This is a genomic window from Paenibacillus sp. FSL H7-0942 (genome assembly GCF_045040715.1).
Lineage (GTDB): Bacteria > Bacillota > Bacilli > Paenibacillales > Paenibacillaceae > Paenibacillus > Paenibacillus amylolyticus.
On the sequence record NZ_CP150279.1, the window covers coordinates 262685 to 285872 of the forward strand.

At 48.3% G+C, this 23188-nt stretch carries 20 protein-coding genes and 1 riboswitch; of the genes, 15 read left to right on the top strand and 5 right to left on the bottom strand.

Annotated elements, in window-relative coordinates; genetic code table 11:
• Positions 1-37 precede the first annotated feature (37 nt).
• Both MHI48_RS01185 and MHI48_RS01190 read left to right on the top strand, forming a co-directional pair.
• Complete coding sequence (locus MHI48_RS01185; RefSeq protein WP_047841499.1) at positions 38-913, top strand: sugar phosphate isomerase/epimerase; 876 nt, start codon at positions 38-40, stop codon at positions 911-913.
• A gap of 12 nt (positions 914-925) precedes the next feature.
• Complete coding sequence (locus tag MHI48_RS01190) at positions 926-1798, top strand: sugar phosphate isomerase/epimerase (RefSeq protein ID WP_076329643.1); 873 nt, start codon at positions 926-928, stop codon at positions 1796-1798.
• Positions 1799-1856: 58 nt separating this feature from the next.
• Here the strand turns inward: MHI48_RS01190 and MHI48_RS01195 are convergent, their stop codons facing one another.
• Both MHI48_RS01195 and MHI48_RS01200 read right to left on the bottom strand, forming a co-directional pair.
• A complete protein-coding gene (locus tag MHI48_RS01195) occupies positions 1857-2618 on the bottom strand; it encodes a MerR family transcriptional regulator (RefSeq protein WP_076329644.1) in 762 nt (253 codons plus the stop codon).
• Between the two features lie 16 nt (positions 2619-2634).
• Entirely contained in the window at positions 2635-3510 is an 876-nt protein-coding gene (locus MHI48_RS01200) for a type II CAAX prenyl endopeptidase Rce1 family protein (RefSeq protein ID WP_076329645.1), read from the bottom strand.
• 177 nt (positions 3511-3687) lie between these two features.
• Here MHI48_RS01200 and MHI48_RS01205 point away from each other — a divergent pair, with 177 nt between their 5' ends.
• The 3 genes from MHI48_RS01205 to MHI48_RS01215 all read left to right on the top strand — a co-directional run bounded on the left by MHI48_RS01205 (position 3688) and on the right by MHI48_RS01215 (position 5150).
• Entirely contained in the window at positions 3688-3915 is a 228-nt protein-coding gene (locus tag MHI48_RS01205; protein ID WP_017691180.1) for a hypothetical protein, read from the top strand.
• Positions 3916-3994: 79 nt separating this feature from the next.
• On the top strand, positions 3995-4555 hold the full coding sequence (locus MHI48_RS01210) for a hypothetical protein (RefSeq protein ID WP_051450031.1): 561 nt from the start codon (positions 3995-3997) through the stop codon (positions 4553-4555).
• Between the two features lie 166 nt (positions 4556-4721).
• Positions 4722-5150, top strand: a complete 429-nt coding sequence (locus tag MHI48_RS01215) for a VOC family protein (protein ID WP_036674677.1) — start codon at positions 4722-4724, stop codon at positions 5148-5150.
• A gap of 115 nt (positions 5151-5265) precedes the next feature.
• On the opposite strand, the gene MHI48_RS01220 is transcribed toward MHI48_RS01215, so the two are convergent.
• Complete coding sequence (locus tag MHI48_RS01220) at positions 5266-6123, bottom strand: hypothetical protein (protein ID WP_036674791.1); 858 nt, start codon at positions 6121-6123, stop codon at positions 5266-5268.
• A 220-nt stretch (positions 6124-6343) separates the two neighbouring features.
• Between MHI48_RS01220 and ytxJ the strand changes: the two genes are divergently transcribed.
• The 9 genes from ytxJ to MHI48_RS01265 all read left to right on the top strand — a co-directional run bounded on the left by ytxJ (position 6344) and on the right by MHI48_RS01265 (position 16551).
• Positions 6344-6883, top strand: a complete 540-nt coding sequence (gene ytxJ, locus MHI48_RS01225) for a bacillithiol system redox-active protein YtxJ (protein WP_245838464.1) — start codon at positions 6344-6346, stop codon at positions 6881-6883.
• 76 nt (positions 6884-6959) lie between these two features.
• Positions 6960-7142, top strand: a complete 183-nt coding sequence (locus MHI48_RS01230; protein WP_076329646.1) for a hypothetical protein — start codon at positions 6960-6962, stop codon at positions 7140-7142.
• Positions 7127-7240, top strand: a complete 114-nt coding sequence (locus MHI48_RS01235; RefSeq protein WP_083677573.1) for a potassium-transporting ATPase subunit F — start codon at positions 7127-7129, stop codon at positions 7238-7240. The genes MHI48_RS01230 and MHI48_RS01235 overlap by 16 nt, the downstream gene beginning before the upstream one ends.
• 58 nt (positions 7241-7298) lie before the next feature.
• Complete coding sequence (gene kdpA, locus MHI48_RS01240; RefSeq protein WP_076329647.1) at positions 7299-8978, top strand: potassium-transporting ATPase subunit KdpA; 1680 nt, start codon at positions 7299-7301, stop codon at positions 8976-8978.
• Between the two features lie 213 nt (positions 8979-9191).
• Entirely contained in the window at positions 9192-11192 is a 2001-nt protein-coding gene (kdpB, locus tag MHI48_RS01245) for a potassium-transporting ATPase subunit KdpB (protein ID WP_218641014.1), read from the top strand.
• Between the two features lie 61 nt (positions 11193-11253).
• Positions 11254-11814: a potassium-transporting ATPase subunit KdpC gene (kdpC, locus tag MHI48_RS01250; RefSeq protein WP_076329649.1), complete on the top strand. Its 561-nt coding sequence runs from the start codon at positions 11254-11256 to the stop codon at positions 11812-11814.
• An 88-nt stretch (positions 11815-11902) separates the two neighbouring features.
• The gene (locus MHI48_RS01255) at positions 11903-14242 is read left to right on the top strand and encodes a histidine kinase (RefSeq protein WP_076329650.1); all 2340 of its coding nucleotides are present in this window, start codon (positions 11903-11905) and stop codon (positions 14240-14242) included.
• 7 nt (positions 14243-14249) lie between these two features.
• Positions 14250-15848: an ATP-binding protein gene (locus MHI48_RS01260; RefSeq protein WP_245838465.1), complete on the top strand. Its 1599-nt coding sequence runs from the start codon at positions 14250-14252 to the stop codon at positions 15846-15848.
• A gap of 1 nt (position 15849) precedes the next feature.
• Positions 15850-16551, top strand: a complete 702-nt coding sequence (locus MHI48_RS01265; protein ID WP_076329652.1) for a response regulator — start codon at positions 15850-15852, stop codon at positions 16549-16551.
• 117 nt (positions 16552-16668) lie between these two features.
• On the opposite strand, the gene MHI48_RS01270 is transcribed toward MHI48_RS01265, so the two are convergent.
• Positions 16669-17970, bottom strand: a complete 1302-nt coding sequence (locus MHI48_RS01270; protein WP_036616368.1) for an alpha-glucosidase/alpha-galactosidase — start codon at positions 17968-17970, stop codon at positions 16669-16671.
• 202 nt (positions 17971-18172) lie between these two features.
• Here MHI48_RS01270 and MHI48_RS01275 point away from each other — a divergent pair, with 202 nt between their 5' ends.
• A complete protein-coding gene (locus tag MHI48_RS01275; protein ID WP_047841510.1) occupies positions 18173-19000 on the top strand; it encodes an AraC family transcriptional regulator in 828 nt (275 codons plus the stop codon).
• 79 nt (positions 19001-19079) lie between these two features.
• Positions 19080-19273, top strand: a riboswitch (cobalamin riboswitch).
• Between the two features lie 712 nt (positions 19274-19985).
• On the opposite strand, the gene MHI48_RS01280 is transcribed toward MHI48_RS01275, so the two are convergent.
• Entirely contained in the window at positions 19986-22844 is a 2859-nt protein-coding gene (locus tag MHI48_RS01280) for a DUF5704 domain-containing protein (RefSeq protein ID WP_076329653.1), read from the bottom strand.
• Between the last annotated feature and the right edge of the window lie 344 nt (positions 22845-23188).

A 23188-nucleotide genomic window follows, 5' to 3' on the forward strand; every position in this document is an offset into this window, starting at 1 on the left:
AACGTAGAGTTACTCACTCAATCACAGGAGGTATGACATGAAATTAACGAATAAGATCGGTGTCATCGTGGATAGCTTTGGCGTAGGTGTACGGGAAGGGTTGAACAAAGCCAAAGACGTAGGTGCAGAAGGTGTGCAGATCTACGCCGTCAAGGGAGAGATGGACCCTGAAAATTTGTCACCTGCGGCGCGCAAAGAGTTGAAGAGTTACATCGATTCTCTGGGTCTTGAAATTTCAGCACTGGTTGGCGACCTGGGTGGACATGGTTTTCAGGTCAAGGAAGATAATCCGTGGAAAGTAGAGAAGTCGAAGCGGATCGTGGATCTGGCCCTCGATCTAGGCACCAACATTGTCACTACACATATCGGCATTGTTCCACATGACCCTTCATCAGAAGTTTATGCCACACTGCATGCTGCTTGTGAGGAACTGGGCCAATACGCCAAAAGTGTTGGCGCATACTTTGCCATTGAGACAGGACCGGAAACGGCTGCTGACTTGAAAGGATTCCTGGATACGTTATCGACCAACGGAGTATCGGTGAATTTTGATCCGGCGAATATGGTGATGGTGACCGGAGATGATCCAGCGCGGGGCGTTCATCTGCTCAAGGATTACATCGTACATACTCATGTGAAGGATGGTGTGCGGCTGAAGGAAGTTGACCCACGAGACGTATACGGAGCGGTCGGTTATGCCCCTATGGATCACGATAAGATTGCCGAGATGGTCTCTTCCGGGACTTTCTTCCGTGAGGTGCCGCTGGGCGAGGGTGGCGTTGATTTTGATGGATACTTTGCAGCGCTTCAGGAGATTGGTTACACCGGTTATCTGACGATTGAACGTGAAGTAGGCCATCAACCGGAGCAGGACATTCGCAAAGCGGTTCAATTTATCCAACAATATCGATAGGGAGCTGAGCAGATGAAAGTGGGCCTGAGCACGTATAGTTTGTTGAACGATTTGAATTCGGGTGAGATGACGGTGCTGGATGTGATCGACTGGATTGCGGCGAACGGCGGCGAGCATATGGAAATGGTTCCTTACGGTTACACTGTTGAGGATAATCACGATCTGGCGGATGCGATTCGGGAACGGGCAGCGTCTAAGGATATTGAACTGTCCAACTACTCGCTGCCAGCGAACTTCGTGCAGGAGACGGAAGAGGCGTTTGAAGAGGAGATGGCTCGGGTCAAAAGACATGTGGATGTCGTACACCGGATGGGTGTAAAACATCTGCGTCATGACGTCACGGCGTTTACCCTGCCAAAGGAGAAGATGACCATCGCCTGGTTCGAGCAAAATCTGCCGCTGATGGTGCGGGGAAGCCAGATCATTGCGGACTATGCCGCGCAGTTTGGCATCACGACAACCATTGAAAATCACGGCTTTAGCGTGCAGGCGAGTGACCGGGTGCAGCGTGTGCTGCATGCTGTGGATCGTCCGAATTTCAAAACAACACTCGATATTGGCAACTTCATGTGTGTGGATGAGAACCCGATCATCGGCGTCATGAAAAATCTGTCGTACGCTTCTCTGGTCCACTTCAAAGATTTTTACTTCCGTCCTTATGATGAGCATCCGGGTGAGGGTGAATGGTTCACCACAGCCTACGGTAACTTCCTTCGTGGTGCCATCGTTGGACAAGGGGATATTCCAATCCGTAAAATTGTAAAGCTGATCAAAGACTCCGGCTATGATGGCAACATTACGGTGGAGTTCGAAGGCATGGAGGAATGCAAATCCGCATCCAAAATCGCCATGGACAACCTGCGCCGCTTCTGGGAAGAGGCGTAACGAAGCATGATGAAACATAATAAGGGAATGGATCAAGGGCCACTTTTCGAAGTGGCTCTTATTGTTGATCATCAGGATTCTGGACTGTCCATCGGTCCAGGATCATTTCGATGTAACGCATGGTATCCGTTGTCATACCATATACACGAGCTGACTGATCATCCTCTGGGGTGATATAATCCCAATATTTTTCTGCCAATTCTGCATTCCCTTGAAAAGCCCTTTCAGCATAATCAGAGATTCGAATGGCCAGTAACCGTGAGGCTTCGGAATCCGGAGGTTCCATCTTGCATGTATGAACATCTTTAAGAATATTAGCCCATTCCATGGATATTGAATTGTTCTGATTATTCAGAGGTAACGATTCCATTTCTTCAGGTGTAAAAACATCTTGACGGAACTTGCCCGGAGGCTGATCCAGTTCACGGATGAAACCTAACATTTCATCCAGACTGATTGTACCAGATGCTCTGATGGCATATATGGTTGAAAAAAGAAGATGCTCGACCTTGCTTAATCTCTCCTGCTGTTCCTTAACGACGGCCAGTTGTTGTTCCAACGTATTATTCCATAAAGTAAGGGTACTCTCTGGTTCAGAGCGAGCAGCATCCTGATCGAGGAATTCTCCAATCTCATTAAATTTAAAATGCATTTTCTTCAGAATGGTAATCTGCTGAAGCCGTAAAATATCCTTTTCACCATATAAGCGATACTGATTGTTCTCATTACGGGCCGGTCGCAGTAAACCCAGCTTTTCATAATAATGCAGTGTTCGGATGGATACTCCGGTATGTTTGGATAGTTGTCCAACGGTATACAACAGGCAGAACCCTCCCTCATGATTTATGTATTCTCCACCAGCGCCATGCATTGAGCACCGCCAGAATGATCCCACCGACGAAGATTATCATCATATACAAAATAAATATTTCGGCCAACCCATTATCTTGCGCGGTATAGCTTAACAATGCCGGTCTATCACCTGGCATAACAACGAATCGGGCTACTTCCAGGTAAGCGACATGAAATCCGATGGAGGCCCATAGAGAACCGGTCAAACTGCGCAGAAGCTGTAACGTAATTCCATAGGTCAAGAGTAGGATCATATAATCCAAGGTTATCCGGTTTCCGGCATCCATACCGACGAGCTCTTGCAATAGGCTGACACTCATCGGAACCAGCAGAAAGAGTATGATTTGAGTTACATAAGCGAAAAACACAGGAAGTCGCAGTCTGAAGCGTAATCCATCATAGACCATGCCTTGCATGGATAGTTCCTCTGGCAAAGCTTCGTACAAGAAAGCAATACAACTATTAAGTGCAACAGTAAGCAAGAACTCGGCTGAGAAGTGCCACTCCGTAATCGTAATCCAGTTGTTCATACTAGCTATCGCTAACCCGATGAAGGCCAGAGAAGTGGCAAATAATGCGCCAAAGAGCAAGTGAATTATGCTTTTTCCTGTCAGAGGAAGAAGAACGGACTTCATATGGAAGTGCCTTCGAATGACGAGTAGTACGGGCAATACGATACTAATAATGACAACAGCTTGGATGAGATGAACCATCCATTCACCAGCAACAATAGTGCTGACAAACTCCCCTGCGAGTGTAGCAAAAAACAGACCCAATGTCATCGTCAACCAACTCATTCCAATAATGGCTATTCCACTGCTGCGTCGTTTCTTGGTTACATGTTCAGGTGACATACTCATGCTAATCCCCTCCTGAAGCCAGTATAAACCCTCGAGTTAACGTCAGGGTCAAGCAGGAAATATGCCTATCAGAATATGGTTCTGCGCAAGGATTAAGTTACGAGCAGCACAAGTGTGGTATACTGGATATATTCAGCCTGATAATAACTGGCTATGGATAGGAGATGTCACTGATCTATGCAGGTATTCGAGGACTGGAATCAGAAAGTAAAGAGGACGTTTAATGCTACGAACCCCGAGGTAGTATTGACGGTATCGGAAGCTGGAAGTTTGCTTGGTTTGACCAAAGACCAGATGAAACTGTACGTGGACAAGAACAAACTAACGAAGGTCCCGATCATGAGAAGTGTTCACCGATACCTCTTATTGAAAAGTGAAATAGATAACATCGTTCAAGCTCGATAACTTCATAGGATTGAACACAACCATTTTACCGATAGGATTCGGGAGAGTGGTCTTTTTTTTATCGGAAAGGGGACGGAACGTGCTGAATAAAGTGTCAGGTTGGTTCTATCAGCGGGTGAATTGGAAATGGGTTGCAGCTGCGGTTGTTGTTTTTGCCTGTTTTATTGCATTCATTCTGCCCTGGCAGGCGGCAAAGTCGGAGGAGGCCACCGGTGGAGGGCAGTCCCCGGATTCGTCTTTTCTGTACACGGCGGATGATCTTTATCAGATGGCTGAGCAGTATGGTGAAGCAGGGCGGAGCGCCTATATTCAAGCACGATTCACATTTGACCTCATATGGCCCTTGGCCTATCTGTCCCTCTTAGTTGTTCTGTTATCGATACTCTATCGTGTGCTTCCGGTAAAGAGTCGCTGGCGTTGGGTGAATCTGATTCCGATCTTAGGTTGGGTTATGGACATGCTTGAAAATATAGGTGCATCCCTGATCATGTATCGTTATCCTGAACGTACGTCTGTGCTTGCTGAACTCACTCCGCTATTTACCCTGTTGAAATGGTGTCTGATCTATGCCAGTTTTGCAGCACTGGTTCCGGGTGTTCTGATCACGGTTCTCTACTACATACGCAGGCGCAAGAAGTAGTGGGAGAGGGATGGATTAAGAATATGTTGGTAACCCTAATCGTGTAAAGGTCCGCAGTGATGAGTGCAGAAATATACGCTTGTCAAAGGACAACCTGTTCATTTATACTCATGTCGCAAGTGGCGTGAATCGTATAATTACAAGAGCCCAAGGAGATGAAGAACGCATGTCGATCAGCTTGAATGTGTATCTGGTTACAAACGGTAATGGACGTGAAGCGGTAGATTTTTATCAAAAGGCATTTGGAGCCGAAGTGCTCGCGCTTCAAACATTTGGCGACGGTCCATCTGACCCGAATCACCCCATCCCGCCAGAAGCGAAAGACCGTATTATGCATGCTTCTTTGCAGATTGGCAGCTCGGTATTAATGTTGTCTGATACGTTTCCAGGTATGCCGTACACTGTAGGTAATCATGTTACGGTTACTGTGAACACGGATACGGCGGATGAAGCCAAAGCGATTTTCAACCAGTTGCAAGACGGTGGCGAAGTGAAAATGCCGATACAAGAAACGTTCTGGAGTCCAGCCTACGGTTCGGTTGTCGATAAGTTTGGCGTACAGTTTCAGATCAGTGCTACGCCGGGACAAGCTTAAGAGTGTACTCTTCACTAATATAAACTTCAAATGGCCAAAACCTCCGCGATCTGCTTCAGGCAGTCTTGGAGGTTTTTTGTTTTTTTTGTAATGACTCGTGATTAATCTTCCTTGATTAGTCTTCCTTCTGAATCTTGGAAGGATTGTTGATTTTATAGGGAACCGGGTTACGTGTCAGCTTCTTCTTGATAATTTTCGCTTCAAACGTGATAACGTCGCCCACTTCCAGTTCCTGTTTCTTAACGGTGGCACTGTGGCTTGACCAGGCTTCCCCAACATCAATGACGTCTGGCTCCGTAATGGTAACTGCTTCATAGATGATGACTTCGTCGTCATTGTCAGAGAAGTGATTCGGTACGGTGGTGAACTCTTTGACAACGGCACTCATCTTCACTTTGCCTTCGGGCAGATCAATCTTGACGCTCTTAGCTTTGCTCGCTGTTTTGGCTTTAGGTTTGGCTTCACTGGCTGCCCCAGACTGAGGTCCAACATACTCTTCTACTAGCCCATCTGGATCACCCTTCATCCCCGAGGAGAATTCATCTGTGTCCGTGTCGTCCGAATCATCCAGATCCGACGGAATTTCATCCGGATTAACCAAGGCATCTGGAGTTTGCGTAAGTTCAACAGGGGTAACTGGTACGACTGTATCCGAAGTTGAGGGTTCTGTGCTGCGATCTGACCCGACATTACTTATGCTTCTGGCGCTGTAACTGGACGCTTGCATTTCCTTCAGATACGACGGGTGAATACAATGCTTTTGTCCATTATCCAGTTGAATAACGGCTGCCATGTGATCCACATATCCAATGATGGTACACGGCATGTTTAATCCGTTTCCTTTATAATAGAACGTTTTGAGTTTGGTCGCTTTACCAGAAAGCAGGCCCCACTCCTGACATTTCTCAATCAGTTCATCTTCGTTATCCAGCGCAATAAAATCCTGCGGTTCAATCATAAATGCGTATGTCATATGGAATTTCCGCCCTTCCAATCCATTCTTCATGTTCATCGTTTCCAAATTACAACCAGTGTATCACAAATGAGCATTTTGCATAAATCCAATCACTGAAACCTGTACCCGGAGATGAAGATTATCAACGCCTGCTCACAGAGGCCTATGCTATAATTTGATTAGAATATACGGTGGGAAGGTTGCCTTGATATACATATCTCAGGAAGGGAAGATCTGCATGAAGAAAAAAGTAAATCATCAAGCTGTATGGCTTTCTATAGGTGTTGCCATGGGAGTTAGCATTGGTACGGCTACACAGCAGCTTGGACTCGGGATTGCTTTTGGCGTGGCGCTTGGCATTGTGATTGGTTCGGTGGTTAGCAAACGTGCGGGGTCAGACTCGGAACATATGCTCAGCGAGCATGTCCGGGAATTGCACAAACCAGATGACTGGGAAGACGCGCTGCATTGCTCGCAGGATCATCCGGTGCTTATCCTGAAACACAGCACGACTTGTCCAACCAGTGCGAGAGCGTACAGAGAGTTTATGGCGTTTGTAGGCACCCATGCATCAGATCCCAAACAACCTATGGACTACCGCATCGTCAAAGTGATTGAAAATCGCTCGTTGTCCCGTCACATTGCGGAAGAGACAGAGGTTCACCATGAGTCACCACAGGTACTTCTGCTCGATCAGGGAAAAGTCGTCCATCATACCTCTCATGGCAAAATCACGAAGAAGAGATTATTGCAGTGGGCACAGAATTCATTTGGATAATAGTAAACCTTATAGACCCGTTCTTTTCAGCCCAGAGCTGAGGAGATCGGGTCTTTTTTACGTTTTTTTTACACCCATGGAGGCATTTCTTTACCCCTTTTTTACAGCGTTTCGTATTACGATTTTACATGTAGCAGGTGCAGAGAACGGTAGAGAGAGGGAGGAAGGGCGTATGGTGAATGATGCCACGATGATTGGATTGGTTGTGCTGCTGTTTGCGGTGTTTTGGGGATTTGTGAAATTTTGCGAAAAGGCTTGAGGGTAGAGAGGGGGAGCGGAATGATTGTCATCGGCATGATTGTACTCGCACTGGTGATTTATCTCGGTTATGTGCTGGTGAAGCCAGAAAAATTCTGATGCTGACGATGTACGTAATGCGGAACAAGGGAACGTCGAATAAGGAGGAAATGCGGATATGGGTATCGGTGTAGTGCAAGTAGCGGTGACGCTACTGATCATCCTGCTGCTGGTGAAACCGGTGGGGAAATATATAGTGAATGTATTCGATGGACAGCGAACGGGGCTGGATCGGGTTTTTGGTGGACTGGAGCGACTGCTCTATCGAGTGATGGGCGTACGCGAGAATGAGTCCATGGGGTGGAAAAAATATCTCACGGCGATTCTCCTCTCCAACTTTGTGATGTTAGTATTGATGTTTCTGGTGCTGCGGCTGCAAAAGTATTTGCCAATTAACCCGGATGGGATCGGCAATATGCCAGCGGCGCAGGCATTTAATACGGCCGTTTCGTTCATGACCAACACGAACTGGCAGTCGTATACGGGCGAGAACGCCTTGTCGTATCTGTCACAGATGCTGGCCGTGACGTTTCCGATGTTTACGTCGGCAGCGACCGGATTCGCGGTGGCTATTGCGTTCATTCGCGGGCTGATAGGCCGCCGGGATGAACTGGGGAACTTTTACGTCGACCTCATACGGTCGATTACGAGAATTTTTTTACCGCTGAGCTTTATCGTAGCCTTATTCCTCGTGTTCCAAGGTGTGCCTCAGACGCTCGCGGGAGCGGTTAACGCAACCACGCTAGAAGGTGGACAGCAGACGATCACACGTGGACTGGTCGCTTCACTGGAGTCGATCAAACACATTGGCACCAACGGTGGTGGCTGGTTTGGAACCAATGCTGCACATCCATTCGAGAATCCGACGGCCCTGAGTAATCTGGTGCATATTGTCTGTATGATGTTGCTGCCAACGGCACTGGTATACGCCTTCGGCTTGATGGTCAATAACCGGAAGCAGGGTTGGGCATTGTTCGCGGCGATGAGTTTTCTTTTCCTAGTGATGTTGACCACCGTATTTGTCTCCGAATATCGCGGTGTACCTGCGCTGGATGCAGTAGGTCTGCAGGGAAATATGGAGGGGAAAGAGGTCAGGTTCGGCATACCCGAATCGGCTTTATTCACGGCAGTCACGACAGCGGCTACTACAGGTTCGGTCAACAATATGCATGAGTCGCTCACTCCACTTGGAGGTCTGGTATCACTGGCTCAGATGATGCTCAATAACGTGTTTGGCGGTAAAGGGGTAGGGCTGATCAACGGACTGTTGTATGTGATTCTGGCTGTGTTTATCTGTGGATTGATGGTAGGACGAACACCTGAGTTTCTGGGCAAAAAAATTGAGGGCAAAGAGGTGAAGCTCGCATCCATCGCCTTGCTCATTCATCCTTTGATTATTCTGGCGCCAACGGCAATCGCGCTTATGCGGCCTGAAGCCATTGCGTCCATCTCGAACGGGGGCATGCATGGCCTGACCGAAGTTCTCTATGCTTTTGCCTCGGGTGCAGCCAATAATGGATCGGCCTTTGCCGGACTGAATGCCAATACAGACTTTTACAACATCGCAATTGGTATCGTTATGCTGCTGGGAAGGTACGTTTCAATGATCGCCATGCTGGCTATTGCGGGTTCACTCGCTACGAAACGGGTTGTACCGGTAACTACAGGTACTTTGCGGACACACACATCTCTGTTTGCTGGCATTTTGGTCATGATGATCATTGTAGTCGGTGCGCTTACGTTCTTCCCGTCGCTTGCCCTTGGACCGATTGCAGAGCATCTGGCGATGATTCAATGAGGGATATGACAGGGGAGCAACAGAGGAATTGGTATGGTATAAGGACGTAACGTACGGAGGTGGCAGTGCACGATGAATGCAGTCGAACGAAAGAAGGAGCAGACGATGCAACACATGGATACAGAAATGTTTAGAACGAAGGGCAATGAGTCGGATATCAATCGCGGTAATATTCAACGTGATCCCGGATCGAAACGGTCGTTAAGCAAGGATATGATATTTCAGGCTTCGCTGGATGCGTTCAAGAAGCTGAATCCGATGGTCATGATCAAAAATCCGGTCATGTTTATTGTCGAGATTGGTACATTCATTACGCTCTTATTATGCATCAATCCAGATCTCTTCACCGCATCCGAGGCTGGGCGCGGATATAATATCGCCGTGTTTTTCATTCTGTTGTTCACGCTGCTGTTCGCTAACTTCGCGGAGGCACTTGCAGAAGGTAGAGGCAAGGCGCAGGCGGATACGTTACGCAAGACGAAGTCGGACACCATGGCCAATCTGGTGCAGAAGGATGGAACAATCCGGCAAGTGTCTTCGACCCAGTTGAAAAAAGGAGATATGGTCCGTGTGGAAGTTGGTGAACTGATCCCGACGGACGGTGAAATTGTGGAAGGCTTGGCCTCCATTGATGAATCGGCCATTACAGGAGAATCCGCCCCAGTCATCAAGGAAGCAGGAGGCGATTTCTCCTCGGTTACCGGAGGTACACGCGTCGTGTCCGATTACATCGTCATGCGTGTTCAGACCGATCCGGGTGAGTCATTCCTTGACCGGATGATCTCTCTGGTTGAGGGGGCACAGCGCCAGAAAACACCAAACGAAATTGCACTGACAACCCTGCTCGCCGTATTAACCCTAATCTTTCTGATCGTCATTCTCACGATGGTTCCGATGGCAAATTACCTGGGTATTCGACTGGATCTGGCGACATTGATCGCACTGCTCGTCTGCTTGATCCCAACCACAATTGGTGGATTGTTATCCGCCATTGGTATTGCCGGAATGGATCGGGTTACGCAGTTCAATGTGCTCGCCATGTCAGGTAAAGCGGTAGAAGCGGCTGGGGATATTGATACCTTGATTCTGGACAAAACAGGAACGATCACATACGGAAACCGCATGGCATCTGAGTTTATTCCCGTTCAGGGCATTACTTCGTCAGAGATGACGCAGGCTGCTTTACAGGCTTCTGTGCGAGATGAGACCCCGGAAGGACGTTCTGTTGTGGAACTGGCAGGCAAACAAGACCAGAGCTGGTCTGAGACGGAGTATGCGAATGCGGAAAATGTGGAATTCACGGCAGAGACCCGGATGTCTGGTCTGAATCTGATCAGCGGAATGAAGATCCGCAAAGGAGCGGTGGATGCAATCAAACGTTATATTGCTTCCGAAGGAGGCCGTATACCGGGAGATCTGGATGAGATTGCAAATCGTATTGCGAAGGCCGGAGGCACGCCGCTTGCTGTGGCCATCGATGAACGAATCTACGGTGTGATCTATCTGAAAGACACTGTGAAGCCAGGGTTGAAGGAGAAGTTTGCTGAGATGCGCGCCATGGGCATCAAGACCATTATGTGTACAGGCGACAATCCGCTGACCGCAGCGACCATAGCGCTTGAAGCGGGCGTGGATGATTTTATTGCCGAAGCGAAGCCCGAGGACAAGATTGCTGCGATCAAAAAAGAGCAGCAGGAGGGCAAACTCGTCGCCATGACGGGCGACGGTACCAACGATGCTCCTGCTCTGGCGCAGGCCGATGTAGGCCTGGCGATGAATTCGGGCACCATGGCGGCCAAGGAAGCGGCAAACATGATTGACTTGGATTCAGACCCGACCAAGTTATTGTCGGTTGTCTCCATTGGCAAGCAGCTACTGATTACACGCGGCGCACTCACAACCTTTTCGATATCCAATGATATTGCGAAGTATTTTGCTATCATTCCAGCTATGTTTATTCTCGCCATGCCGCAGCTTCAGGCGCTTAATATTATGAATCTGGCTTCACCACAGTCTGCGATCCTGTCGGCGCTGATCTTCAACGCCATTATTATTCCGCTGCTTATTCCCATCGCGATGAAAGGGGTTAAGTATCGGGCGATGTCAGCCGAAAGGTTGCTTGGCCGCAATGTGTTCATCTATGGCGTAGGTGGCGTGATTGTACCGTTTATCGGCATTAAGCTGATTGATATGGTTCTGTCGGGGATTCTTTAACGAGATAACAACGCTTATCAAAATTGTCCTTCTATCCTAATGAATTCAGGAAGTGATCTGTATGAACATGTTCTTGCCCGCCGTACGGTTATCCGTTGTGCTTATGCTGATATGCGGCTTAATCTACCCGCTTGTAACGACTGGCGTAGCTCAACTTCTCTTTCCTGCGCAGGCGAACGGCAGTCTGATTACGCAAGATGAGAAAATCATCGGCTCGTCCCTGCTGGCGCAGGAAATCCAATCGCCGGGGCTGTTCCAGCCCCGGGCATCAAATGCCAATTATGATCCAACGGCTTCAGCCGGTTCGAATCGCGCCGTAGCCTCGGAGGAGTATATCGGCGAGATGAAGACAAAGATTGCTCAGCTTAGGCAGGAAAACCCGGGATTGAAGCAGATCCCTGCTGATCTCGTGACGGGTTCAGGCTCTGGACTTGATCCGGATCTCTCTCCCGAAGCCGCTGAGGCACAGATCCCGCGCATTAGCGAAGCTACCGGGCTTAGTGAACAACAGCTTGTACAACTTGTAAATGAGCATATGCAAGGCAGGCAAATGGGTATATTCGGGGAACCGCGTGTGAATGTAACGGCTCTGAATCTGGCGCTGACAGCAGAACTGAACTAACGAACGAACATATTAGCCTGCTCTCGATATATCGGGAGGGGCTTTCTCCATATTTATCTTCACATTAACAAGAAAGGGGAGAGGAGGGATGGAAGACAGCTTTAAGCGCAAGTCACCGGAAGAGATGTTGAAGATGATTACGAAGCTGCAGCAGGGTACCCTCAAAATTTACATCGGCCCAGTCAGCGGATCGGGCAAAACGTATCACATGTTGCGGGAAGGGAACACGTTGCTCGAGCAGGGCATTGATGTGGTCATCTGTGCCGTGTCCACGATGCGCAGACCGGAAACGGTAGAGCAACTTGGCGCACTCGAACGGATTCCAAGCATTCACTGGTTACGCGAGAGTGATGATGTAGAGATGAAGGATCTGAACTTGGATGCACTATTGGCACGTAATCCGGAGGTTGTGCTGGTGGATGGTTTGGCACATCGCAACAGAGAAGGTGCTCGGTATGCTACCCGGCTGGAGGATATTCAGTTTTTGCTCCGAAACAACATCAGTGTCATGACAACGGTGAATGTGTATGAGCTGGAAGGCTATACAGAGCTGGCACGACAACTTACGGGGATCGCAGCAGAATATACGGTGCCTGCCGATACATTGGAGCTTGCGGATGAAGTGAAGCTGATAGACGTCACACCAGAAACCATACTGAGCCGTCTGGCAGAAGGTCATCTGAAGGGGCATGAGGGAGAAGCTGTGTTCCGTCAAGGCAATCTGGGTATTCTGCGCGAACTGGCCCTGAGATTGGTTGCGGAAGGGGTGAATGAATCCCTGCGTGAGCATCGAGAGGAGATGGGAATTACCGTCACAACAGGCATCATGGAACGGATTCTGGTGTCTACACAATATCACTGGAATGGCTCCATCTATATCCGGCGTGGACAACAGATTGCCAAACGGCTGAATGGTGATTTGTGCGCTGTGGTTTTTCGGAATATGAAGCAGCCATTAAGCAAGGAGGCAACCGTATTTCGGCGTAATATGATCAAGTTGGTAGAGAAGTTTGGCGGCCATATGGAGGAGCTGTCTATATTACACCGTCGTAACATCCCGTCTACGCTGGCGCGTTACGCCATGGAGCACCAGATTACCCGGATTGTGATGGGGCACTCCCGGCGTACGCGCTGGCAGGAATTGTGGCAAGGGTCCGTTGTTAACTCGCTACTACGCAAATTACGTGGTGTGGATCTCTTTCTGGTTGCTGATCGAGCGGCCAGGGAGGGTGAACGTGTAGTTCCGGCCAAGGTTAACGATGTGGAGTCACTGACATACCGCAGACTAAGCGAGCAGGAAATGAAGGAACAGATTGGCCAGATTCAGCGCGGCACATTCAAAATATATATCGGAGCCGCACCAGGTGTAGGCAAAACCTACATGATGCTGCGAGAAGGCAATGATTTGCTCCGTAAGGGCATCGATGTGCAAATCGGCTTGCTGGAGACACATGGGCGGGCAGAAACCGTGGAGCAGATGGGTCACCTGTCTGTGATCCCTCGCGCGAAGCGCGATTATCAGGGAACTCGTCTGGAAGAGATGGATACGGAGGCCATTCTGCATCTTTGCCCAGAAGTGGTGCTTGTGGATGAACTGGCGCATACGAATGTACCCGGGAGTGTCCGGCAAAAGCGTTATGAAGATGTCCTGCTCCTGCTGAATGCAGGCATCTCGGTGATTACCACAATGAACGTACAGCATCTCGAAAGTCTGAATGATGCCGTTGAACATATTACCGGTGTTCGTGTCCGCGAGACCGTACCGGATCGGATCATTCAGATGGCGGATGAGGTGCAGCTGATTGATGTGGCACCCCAAGCCTTGCGGCAGCGCATGAGGGAGGGTAAAATCTATGCAACTGCCAAGGTCGAGCAAGCCCTTGCGAATTTCTTCAAAATTGGCAATCTGATTGCCTTGCGAGAACTTGCTCTGCGCGAGCTGGCGGACGATGTCGATGAACGGCTTGAAGCACAGCAGGCCAATATTGCACTTCGAGGACCTTGGCGCAGACAGGAAGCGGTCTTTGTATGTGTAAGCAGTGATCGTCATGCCGAGCGGCTGATCCGGCGTGGATTCCGTATGGCTTATCGTCTAAAAGCCATCTGGCATGTACACCATATCCACATCGGTGAGTCCATGAGTGACGAAGTGAAGTGCCATCTGGAAGCGTTGGAGCAGCTGACGATTCGGCTTGGTGGTCAATTTCATATTCATCACAGTCCAAGGCTGCGCGATGTACCTGAGATTTTGGCAAGAAAGGCATCGGAGGCGAGAGCAACCCAGTTGGTAGTCGGGCAGGCAAGACGGGTGTGGTGGCTGAATGGCTACCGCGGCTCAGGTTCGGTGGTCAACCGACTTGTACGCTTGTCGCGGCATCTGGATGTATTGATCGTTGCAGATTACGATTATGAACTGAGCGGGATGTGAATGGATATTGTCTGAACGAATAAAAAAAGAAACACTGCCATCCCATGGGAAACGGATTTCGGCATATGTATGGGTGACCCTTGGGGTGACGCTGCTAACTTTGCTGCTTCATGCCATCGGCATGAGTGGTGATCTGGTTAACGTAGCGCTTGTATACCTGTTTCCCGTACTGGTGAGTGCCGTGTATTGGGGAATGGGGCCAGCTGTATATGCCGCCAGTTTTAGCGTCATTATGTTTGACTTCTTTTTTGTACCGCCGTATTTGAGCTTTACGGTTGAAGACTTGAGGTATCTCATTTCCTTTGTCGTGTATCTTGCGGTGGCGATCCTGACAGCGAGTCTTGCAGGTCGATTGCGACAACAACTGGAGATGGTAAAAGCACGTGAGGCCACGACTAACTCCCTGTACGCATTGAGTCGTCAGATGACAGCCATTACGGATCTGAATACGTTGCTGGTTAACATTGCAACCCAAGTATCGCTTACCCTGGGTAAGCCGGCGGCTGTGTATCTTCCGGATGGACAGGGGGATTTGCTGGTTACAAGCTCTTCCGCATCCACACCCGCATCAGAAGGGGAAAAGGATGGCTGGGGAGATGGGGAGTCGGAGATTGCCATTGCCAAATGGGTGTATCATCACGGACAGGTCGCTGGTAAAGGATCATCCACTTTGCGGGAATCTCTCGGGCTATATGTACCGCTACGCACAGAGGAGCAGGTTCATGGCGTGCTCGCCGTGAGCATGGACGCTGGCGAGATTCATGAGCAGCAAGAACAGCTTCGTCTGTTGGAGGCATGTGGTGGGCTGGCCGCAGGTGCCATTGCCCGAGTGAAGCTGGCTGAAGAGGCCCGATTGGCGCAGATCACTGCTGAATCGGAGCGCATACGCACAGCACTGCTGGATTCCGTCTCCCATGAACTGCGTACGCCCCTAACCGCCATAATCGGCTCGGCTACGGGATTGTTGGAGAATGATACTCTTTTTACACCCGAGGATCGGAGAGAATTAACAGGCAACATTCGGGATGGGGCCTTGCGTATGAATCGTCTCGTCACAAATCTGTTGGGTATGGTTCGGCTGGAGAGCGGCATGTTGCAACTGAACCGGAAATGGTGTGACGTGGGAGACATAATTAGCGTTGTACTGACACAAGTTCGGGGATTCAGTCCGCATCGCAACATTCAAGTTAAACTGCCTGATGACCCTGCCTTTATCTACGGAGATGAAGTATTGCTGGAACAGGTGCTGGTCAATATCGTCAGCAACGCCATCAAATATTCGCCTGATGAGAGCCAGATTGTCATCACTGTGGCAAGCGATAAGAGTACATATCAATTGACGATCTGGGTAGCTGATCAAGGCATCGGTATAACGGAAGCGGAAAGATTGCGTATATTTGATAAGTTCTATCGCTCAGAGTCGACTCAACATGTCACAGGAACGGGGCTTGGTCTGGCAATCTGCAAAGGCATTGTTGAAGTCCACGGAGGTACCATTGTTGCAGAGCCGAATCCGGGCGGGGGGACGAGAATGCGCATAGATATCCCCATGGAGGCTCACGGATCACGGTTTCCCTATTCAGAACAAGGAGAGGTTGAAGAATAACATGAACGCACCACTAGGGGCTCGCATACTGGTGATCGATGATGAGCCGCAGATTCGCAAATTACTCAAGGTCACCCTTCAGGCACACCAATTCGAAATCCACGAGTGTGGGGATGGCGAAGAGGGCGTTATCCAGGCCAGTATTGTACATCCGGATCTGATCATCCTTGATCTTGGTCTGCCGGGCATGTCTGGCATGGAGGTACTTCGCCGGATTCGCGAATGGTCACAAGTGCCAATTATTGTGCTGACAGCGAAGGATCAGGAGGGAGACAAAATTGCCGCGCTGGATGCTGGTGCAGATGATTATGTGACCAAACCATTCGGGATGGGTGAGTTGGTCGCCCGTATTCGGGTGGCGCTGCGTCATGTGGCCAAAACAACGGATGAGCCAATACTGCGCTTCGGATCACTCACGATTGATCTGGCCCAAAGGCAGGTCGAACTGGAGGGGAATTTGGTCAAATTAACCCCAACAGAATATGAGATGCTGAAAGTGCTTGCCTCCAATGCAGGGAAAATCATTACTCAGCGTCAGCTTTTGCAGCAAGTATGGGGAGGGCATCATCATGAGTCCGACAGCCATTATCTTCGGGTATATGTGGGACATCTCCGTAAAAAATTAAATGAAGATCCAACGAATCCGCGATATATTCAGACGGAGCCTGGCATTGGTTATCGCTTTTTGCTCCCTGCCGAATAAGGTTCAAGGGGGTGAGGCATTTCTGATAAATGATGTGATGCACGATTCAGTTCGTGAGCGCCATGGAACGAACAAAACACCGTCCCCTTTAACAGCAAAGGAAACGGTGCTTTTGTATTATGATGTGTATTTTGGCAACCAGTCGCCGTGAGCCTCAATCAACTCATCACACATGGCTACGATGTCATCGATAGACAGTTCTGCAGCTGTGTGTGGATCAAGCATGGCGGCGTGATAAATATGTTCTTTTTTGCCAGTGATTGCTGCTTCAATCGTCAACAGTTGCGTGTTGATGTTTGTCCGGTTCAATGCCGCGAGTTGTGGAGGCAGATCCCCAATATACGTAGGGCTGATTCCTGATCCATCCACCAAACAAGGTACCTCGACACATGCTTCACGCGGCAGGTTCGTAATCAGTCCGTTGTTCATGACGTTGCCGCCAATCTTGTACGGGTTATTCGTCTCCATCGCTTCGATAATATGCGATGCGTATTCACGGCTGCGGGTATGTTCAATATTTTCGCTGGCAAACAGCTTGGTACGCATTTCTTTCCAGCCCTCAATCTGGTTCACACAGCGGCGTGGATACTCATCCAGTGGAATGTTGAAGCGTTCAATCAGCTCCGGGTAATTCCGCTTGATGAAGTAAGGGTGGTACTCGGCATTGTGTTCGGAGGATTCCGTTACATAATAGCCAAAACGCTGCATCAACTCAAAACGAACCATGTCGTCATGCTGTTCTTTCTGTTTTTCCTTCGCCAAACGTTTAATCTCGGGGTACAGATCCTGCCCGTCTTTGGTAACTTCGAGTAGCCACGCCATGTGGTTGATCCCTGCAATCTTCGCCACAACACCTGTCTGATCGATCCCCAGTGCATCAAACAGATGTGGTACACATACCTGTACACTATGACACAATCCTACGGTTTTGATCCCACCATGTACGTTCATGACGTTGGTAAGCACAGCCATCGGGTTAGTGTAGTTCAGGAACCACGCATCCGGACATACTTCCTGCATATCTCGGGCGAAATCCAGCATGACCGGAATCGTACGCAGATTACGGAAAATTCCGCCGATACCGAGTGTATCTGCAATCGTTTGACGCAGTCCGTATTTCTTAGGAATCTCGAAGTCCGTAATGGTACATGGATCATATCCACCCACCTGGATGGCGTTGATGACATATTTGGCCCCGCGTAGCGCTTCTTTGCGGTCATGATATACGTTCACAACGCAACGACTTCCGAGTGAACGGGCCAGACTGGTCAGCAAACGCTCTGAATCGCTCAAACGTTCAGCATCGATATCGAACAATGCCAATTCAAAATCTTGCAGTGCTTCGGTCATCATGACATCACCCAATACATTTTTGACAAAGACGGTGCTTCCCGCACCGAGAAATGTAATTTTATTCATTTAAGTTCAGCCTCCCTGAAAAATGTTGTACCCCAACTATAGGCCGATTCGGCACATATAACTATGGCTCAACCCCTTTCAAACATGGCATAATCCCATTTTTGTTCCCGCTTTCAACTAATATGGAAGCACTTTAGCTGTTATAATATAAATAGACTAAATGAAGAGGTAAGCGGAACGAAGTCAGGATGGAGGGCGAAAAATGAGTCGCATTGAGATGAATGTGGTTCCCGCAGGCTGGACACAGATGGAGCTGATGTTGTTGTTTTTCGGGTGGGAGGCATGTGATCCTGCGCATTATTGGGGACCCGGTGTACGTGATTCTTACATTGTTCATTACATCCATGAAGGACGGGGCACCGTGTACATGGGAGATCAGGAATACAAGCTTAGCGAGGGACAGGGTTTTGTCATTCTCCCGGACACACTCATTCATTATGAGGCAGATCCGAAGGAGCCCTGGACGTATTCGTGGTTTGGATTCAAGGGTGTACAAGCCAAAGCATTCATGCAACGTGCCCAATTGAGCCCGGAGCGCCCGATATATGATGCCCATGATACAAATACGATGGAACAGTTGTATACGGAGATGGTCCAGGCTTCTACGCGTCCGGGAGGCGATGTGATGAATCAGAGTCTCTTGTACCGCTTGATGGCAGAATTAATCTCTTCTTCGCCTTTGGAGGAAGAAATAGGGCAGCTTCTTTCGAGCAAAGATACGTATATCCGGCAGGCGGTGCAGTTTATGGAGAACAGGTACAGCCAGCGAACCTCCATTCTGGATATTGCCCAAGCTGTGGGGCTGGATCGCACGTATCTGTCGGGATTGTTCAAAGAGCGATATGGCATGTCGCTACAGTCCTTTTTTCTGGAGTACCGCATGAATCGGGCTGCCGAACTTCTTCATAATCCAGGGCTGTCGGTCAGTGAAGTGGCCCATTCTGTCGGCTATACGGACCCATTACTTTTTTCCAAGATGTTCAAGCGAGTGACGGGTGTGTCTCCAAAGGGTTCGAGAAATCGAGATTAGACGCATCTAGTGTTTCAAATTTAAAAGAAAAGTTTTGATCATTAAACGTCGTCCCCCGCGATACTGATACAGAAGTGTAATTGAATATGTGGAAGTTGGTGCTTTGCCCGTCAGGGTGGAAGCTTAATAGGGAAGTCCGGTGTAATACCGGCGCGGTCCCGCCACTGTAACAGAGGAGTCAAGTAGCGATAATCCACTGGTTTAAGCCGGGAAGGAGCTGCAAGTGACGATGATTCCGGAGCCAGGAGACCTGCCAGGTTTAACAAACACAGTAGTACCCTACGGGAGATAGGAAGGTGTTTAGAGAGCATGATTTTTTCTGGAAATCTGTTTATTTAAGGCGTCCTCATCCAGTAACACGGAGATGGACGCTTTTTTTGATAGAATTTATAAGTTTTCAGCGGAACTGTGGATGAAGAACATCATCATGACACATAAATAAAGTTTTGGGGAAGGACGTTAGAGCAATTGAGCAGATATATCGTTAAACGATTATTACAACTCGTAGTCGTATTGTTCGGCATCACGTTCCTGCTAACCTACCTGTCTCCTGGAAAAAGTCTGTTAGGATAATACTAATGTGAGGGTTTTCTTTATAGTCTAAGTAAGGTTATGAAAAAAGAATGATGCAAGAAGGGTTACCCCAGAAGTCCATAGATGACTTTCAGGATAACCCTTTTGTTGTATAACAGGCATGTTGTGTGTAGTTGGGATGTGACACTGGAATCACTTGTGAATGCTTTATCGTATGTGGTTCAGTACACCTATATCATTAAGCACACCATAGTTTTACGCAGGCTGTATAGTACTTAGTCTGACACTTCATGGCTATTTTATCATACAATTATTGATTGCTTCCTTGGGTGATTATCGCTTTACAGATATTCAGTCTTCTTTTGGAGAGGTACTCCGCATACAGACTCTTCGGTCCACATGCAGTTGGCTACATATACTTAGCCAGTCGTGCTGACATGAGAGATTCAAACTAGTGCGGTACTTGGGATTGGAAGTCATTCCGGCTAGACTGATCAGCATGGTAAAAGACAATATCGCCATCCTTCAGCGGCCAGGTTCTACCTTGACTGTCTGTTGGCTTTTTGTTGAAACCTTCCATCTGCCATTGATTCATCAGTGGTGCATGAATGTATTGCAGATGGGGCGCCTCTGTATTTCCATTCCGCAGGCTCTCCATGTTGAAGTTGACTACGATATAACCATTCTTTAGAAAAATCTTCGATTTCTCATCCAGCTGATTTTGTCGGGCGAGGGGTTCGAGATCCGTCCCTTTTGGTACAGCATATACATCGGCTGGCAAGCTGTACTCCCCGTACCAACGCTGGATTGCTGCATTGGCTCGGTCCGCGTTGACCCCAGAAGGAATGTCCGTTTTAGGTCCAATGAGTGTCCTAATCGGAGCGGAAAGGATCATCCAATCATAACGACCTACCCATGTTTTTTGATGAGAAGTCTGATCGACCAGGCGAACCATATGTTCTGCCAACGTACGCTGGCTGCGTTCTTCCGCTGTCAGTTCATAAGTATACTGATAACGTGCTGTATCACCTAACTCTGTGCCGGGTACATTTCGAAGCCGTGAGTTCAGCACAACAAAGCGTTTCTCCAGATCCTGAGACGATCCGATACGGATCAGGCGTTCTTGGCCTCGATGGTAGTACAGATCCACTTCTTGTCGGGAGGACCCGTCTTTACTCACAAAAGCAAAAGTGGGTGTAATTCGAATACCATCCTGTTTGCCAAACATATTGCCCTTGGTCTTCAGATCGAACTTGAAATGGTACCCTGTCTTCACAGTCGCGTTAGCGAATCCCTGCACCGGATGGCTTCCTGGTCGGATGGGCAATACAAATGGAGCCAGATTACCTCGTGGATCACCATCAATGCTATTCATCCCAGTCCAGTAGCTATAGCCCGTTGGGTCGGGACTGCCCAATCGCTTGCGAAATACATTTTCCCAGTTGTAATCGGAGATATCAGTGACGTGAAAATCATATAACCTTCCGATGACATCTACCGGTACGGTATCTGCTGCAACATGATGTGCCAGATTGGTATTGGCATCCTGTTGCTCGGTAAAGTTTGCAGGTGCATTCTCTGCAATATTGCGGAATACAATATGGTATTTGCCTTCGTCTACCCATACAGGGAGATAGAATGTGGTGTCCAGTTGATTGATCGGAATATCCACCCATGTCTTAGCAGGGATAAACTGGCTCCGATCTGCGTTATAGACATCAAACGGGAATTGCACCTGTTTGATTCGAAAATATTTGGCATAGTCCCGATTTCCATAACCGGGATAACTCGCTGCGTCCAAGTGCTGTCCCGATGTGGGAATTCGCACAATGAACGGGCGTTCCAGAATGAGTGCAGCGCTGGTTGGGTCCGGTACGGTTTTCTGATTATGCGGCTGATCATCCGATACCCAGGCGTAGTTGACGACAGGGGTGTGTACGGTGACCGTGTTGATGCCGTTAATCGGTAATATTTTATTGGAACCGCCATTCACGTTACCCGGTAGCAAATCATAATAGATTTCACCAGAGCTTGTGGTATTTGCTTTATTCAGCAGGGAATTGCTGATCATATTACCCGGTTTGTACAGCACATCCCGCCCAATCGTCGTTGGATTAGGAATATTGGATGGCGCTGGGCCATCTTGGGTTGCTTCCACATCATTCATAATGGTTGTGTTGTTGAATTTCACTAAATCATTATTCACTTTACTTTGAGGTGTGTTGGATTCAGCTATCCCTTTTAACCGTGATGTATCATCAGGCACACTGGGAGGTTGGTTCAAACCACCTGTTAATTTGGGTGGAGTATATGAGATTGAAGTGGTTTGTCCTGGTCGTACATGGCTTTCTACGGCTTCATCATTTTTAGACTCTAGTGTTGGTGGTGTGTATCCTGTTGGATTCATCGTAACGGTCTCACCGGGCAAAGCGTAATTATTCATGGTTGCTTTAGCGATCTTGTATACTTCCAGATTGTTAATTTTCCAGTAGGAGTAGTCTCTTGTGATCTGGAAGTTGTATGGCTTGGGTACCGTGTCGTTCGCGGGTACAGGTGGCCCTGGTGTACAACCATCATCATCACATTCCTCTGGTCCAGGTACTGTCCACTCTCTGTCGTACGAGATTGTGACATTACAGTTGTATGTAACTTTACCGCTCATTTTCGCCCAGGCTTGTTTAAACAGATAATTGTCAGCAAAGGCATTTGTGTAGAGTGACTCGGAAGTAGGGATTCCTTTTAACACATTGAATGTTTCATTATCTCTGTTATCTGACTTAATAACACCGTTGGCATTTGGATCAAGATCATTCATGCTCATGATGGTTCCAGCAGAAGGTGGTCCAATCGTTGGCGTGCAACCTCCACCACCGCCCCCGTTACCGTCGCCCTCGCCAGTACCTGGGTTCTCTTCAACACCAATGTTTGTTGTGGTAGTTAACTGAAATCCATCTTTCTTCCACAGTACGGTGATGGTTGTAGTTCCCCTACTGACAGCTTGGACTAATCCGGAATTACTAACGGTAGCAACACCAGGATTGGATGATTCCCATGTAGTTGTACCACCGCTGCCGGTGTTAACATTGGTCTCTGCTCCAAAATTTCCATCTCCATTTTTCGTTTTGACCGTTGCATTCAATTGTTTGGACTGGTTCAAGCTAAGTTGCCCACCAGCGGTAAGATTGATCTCTTTGGTTATTTCGGCTTGGCCTTCCCAGTATAGATCTGTGTTAAAAAGATAATCTGCAGAATATTTGGGTAACTCATAGGGTCTGTATTCAGTAGGCTCAATAGCTGCACCAATTTGCACAGAAAATTTTGTCTTTTTCTCAGTAAATGATTCTACATTTAATAGGATAGGTAGTCCAGGCCGATAGTATGCTGTGTTATCCATATAGATAGGAGATATGGAAGTAGAAGTAATTTCGGTTCTTGGATGCGGATTACCTTGTTTATCTAAATACTCTGTAGGCTCATAGCTAGGGGCTTCTAAAGATAAATTTACACATATTATCGAAGAATTTGGCTTATTGGTAGCAGGATTATTACCTAACTCTTGTCCGTTACATTCTCCAACTACTTTCCATTTCATATTATCTAGTTGAAAAATATAAATCCCGATATTAGTAGTTCCCTTACCTTGAAGAGGGATTA

What these genes read in the sequence shown, in the direction of transcription:
- MHI48_RS01255 (WP_076329650.1), top strand. Translation starts at nt 11,903, where the DNA reads ATGGAAGACAGCTTTAAGCGCAAGTCACCGGAAGAGATGTTGAAGATG.
- MHI48_RS01275 (WP_047841510.1), top strand. Translation starts at nt 18,173, where the DNA reads ATGAGTCGCATTGAGATGAATGTGGTTCCCGCAGGCTGGACACAGATG.
- MHI48_RS01185 (WP_047841499.1), top strand. Translation starts at nt 38, where the DNA reads ATGAAATTAACGAATAAGATCGGTGTCATCGTGGATAGCTTTGGCGTA.
- MHI48_RS01200 (WP_076329645.1), bottom strand. Translation starts at nt 3,510, where the DNA reads ATGAGTATGTCACCTGAACATGTAACCAAGAAACGACGCAGCAGTGGA.
- kdpC (WP_076329649.1), top strand. Translation starts at nt 11,254, where the DNA reads ATGAACATGTTCTTGCCCGCCGTACGGTTATCCGTTGTGCTTATGCTG.
- MHI48_RS01190 (WP_076329643.1), top strand. Translation starts at nt 926, where the DNA reads ATGAAAGTGGGCCTGAGCACGTATAGTTTGTTGAACGATTTGAATTCG.
- MHI48_RS01265 (WP_076329652.1), top strand. Translation starts at nt 15,850, where the DNA reads ATGAACGCACCACTAGGGGCTCGCATACTGGTGATCGATGATGAGCCG.
- kdpA (WP_076329647.1), top strand. Translation starts at nt 7,299, where the DNA reads ATGGGTATCGGTGTAGTGCAAGTAGCGGTGACGCTACTGATCATCCTG.
- MHI48_RS01205 (WP_017691180.1), top strand. Translation starts at nt 3,688, where the DNA reads ATGCAGGTATTCGAGGACTGGAATCAGAAAGTAAAGAGGACGTTTAAT.
- MHI48_RS01215 (WP_036674677.1), top strand. Translation starts at nt 4,722, where the DNA reads ATGTCGATCAGCTTGAATGTGTATCTGGTTACAAACGGTAATGGACGT.
- MHI48_RS01270 (WP_036616368.1), bottom strand. Translation starts at nt 17,970, where the DNA reads ATGAATAAAATTACATTTCTCGGTGCGGGAAGCACCGTCTTTGTCAAA.
- ytxJ (WP_245838464.1), top strand. Translation starts at nt 6,344, where the DNA reads ATGAAGAAAAAAGTAAATCATCAAGCTGTATGGCTTTCTATAGGTGTT.
- MHI48_RS01220 (WP_036674791.1), bottom strand. Translation starts at nt 6,123, where the DNA reads ATGACATACGCATTTATGATTGAACCGCAGGATTTTATTGCGCTGGAT.
- kdpB (WP_218641014.1), top strand. Translation starts at nt 9,192, where the DNA reads ATGATATTTCAGGCTTCGCTGGATGCGTTCAAGAAGCTGAATCCGATG.
- MHI48_RS01230 (WP_076329646.1), top strand. Translation starts at nt 6,960, where the DNA reads ATGGAGGCATTTCTTTACCCCTTTTTTACAGCGTTTCGTATTACGATT.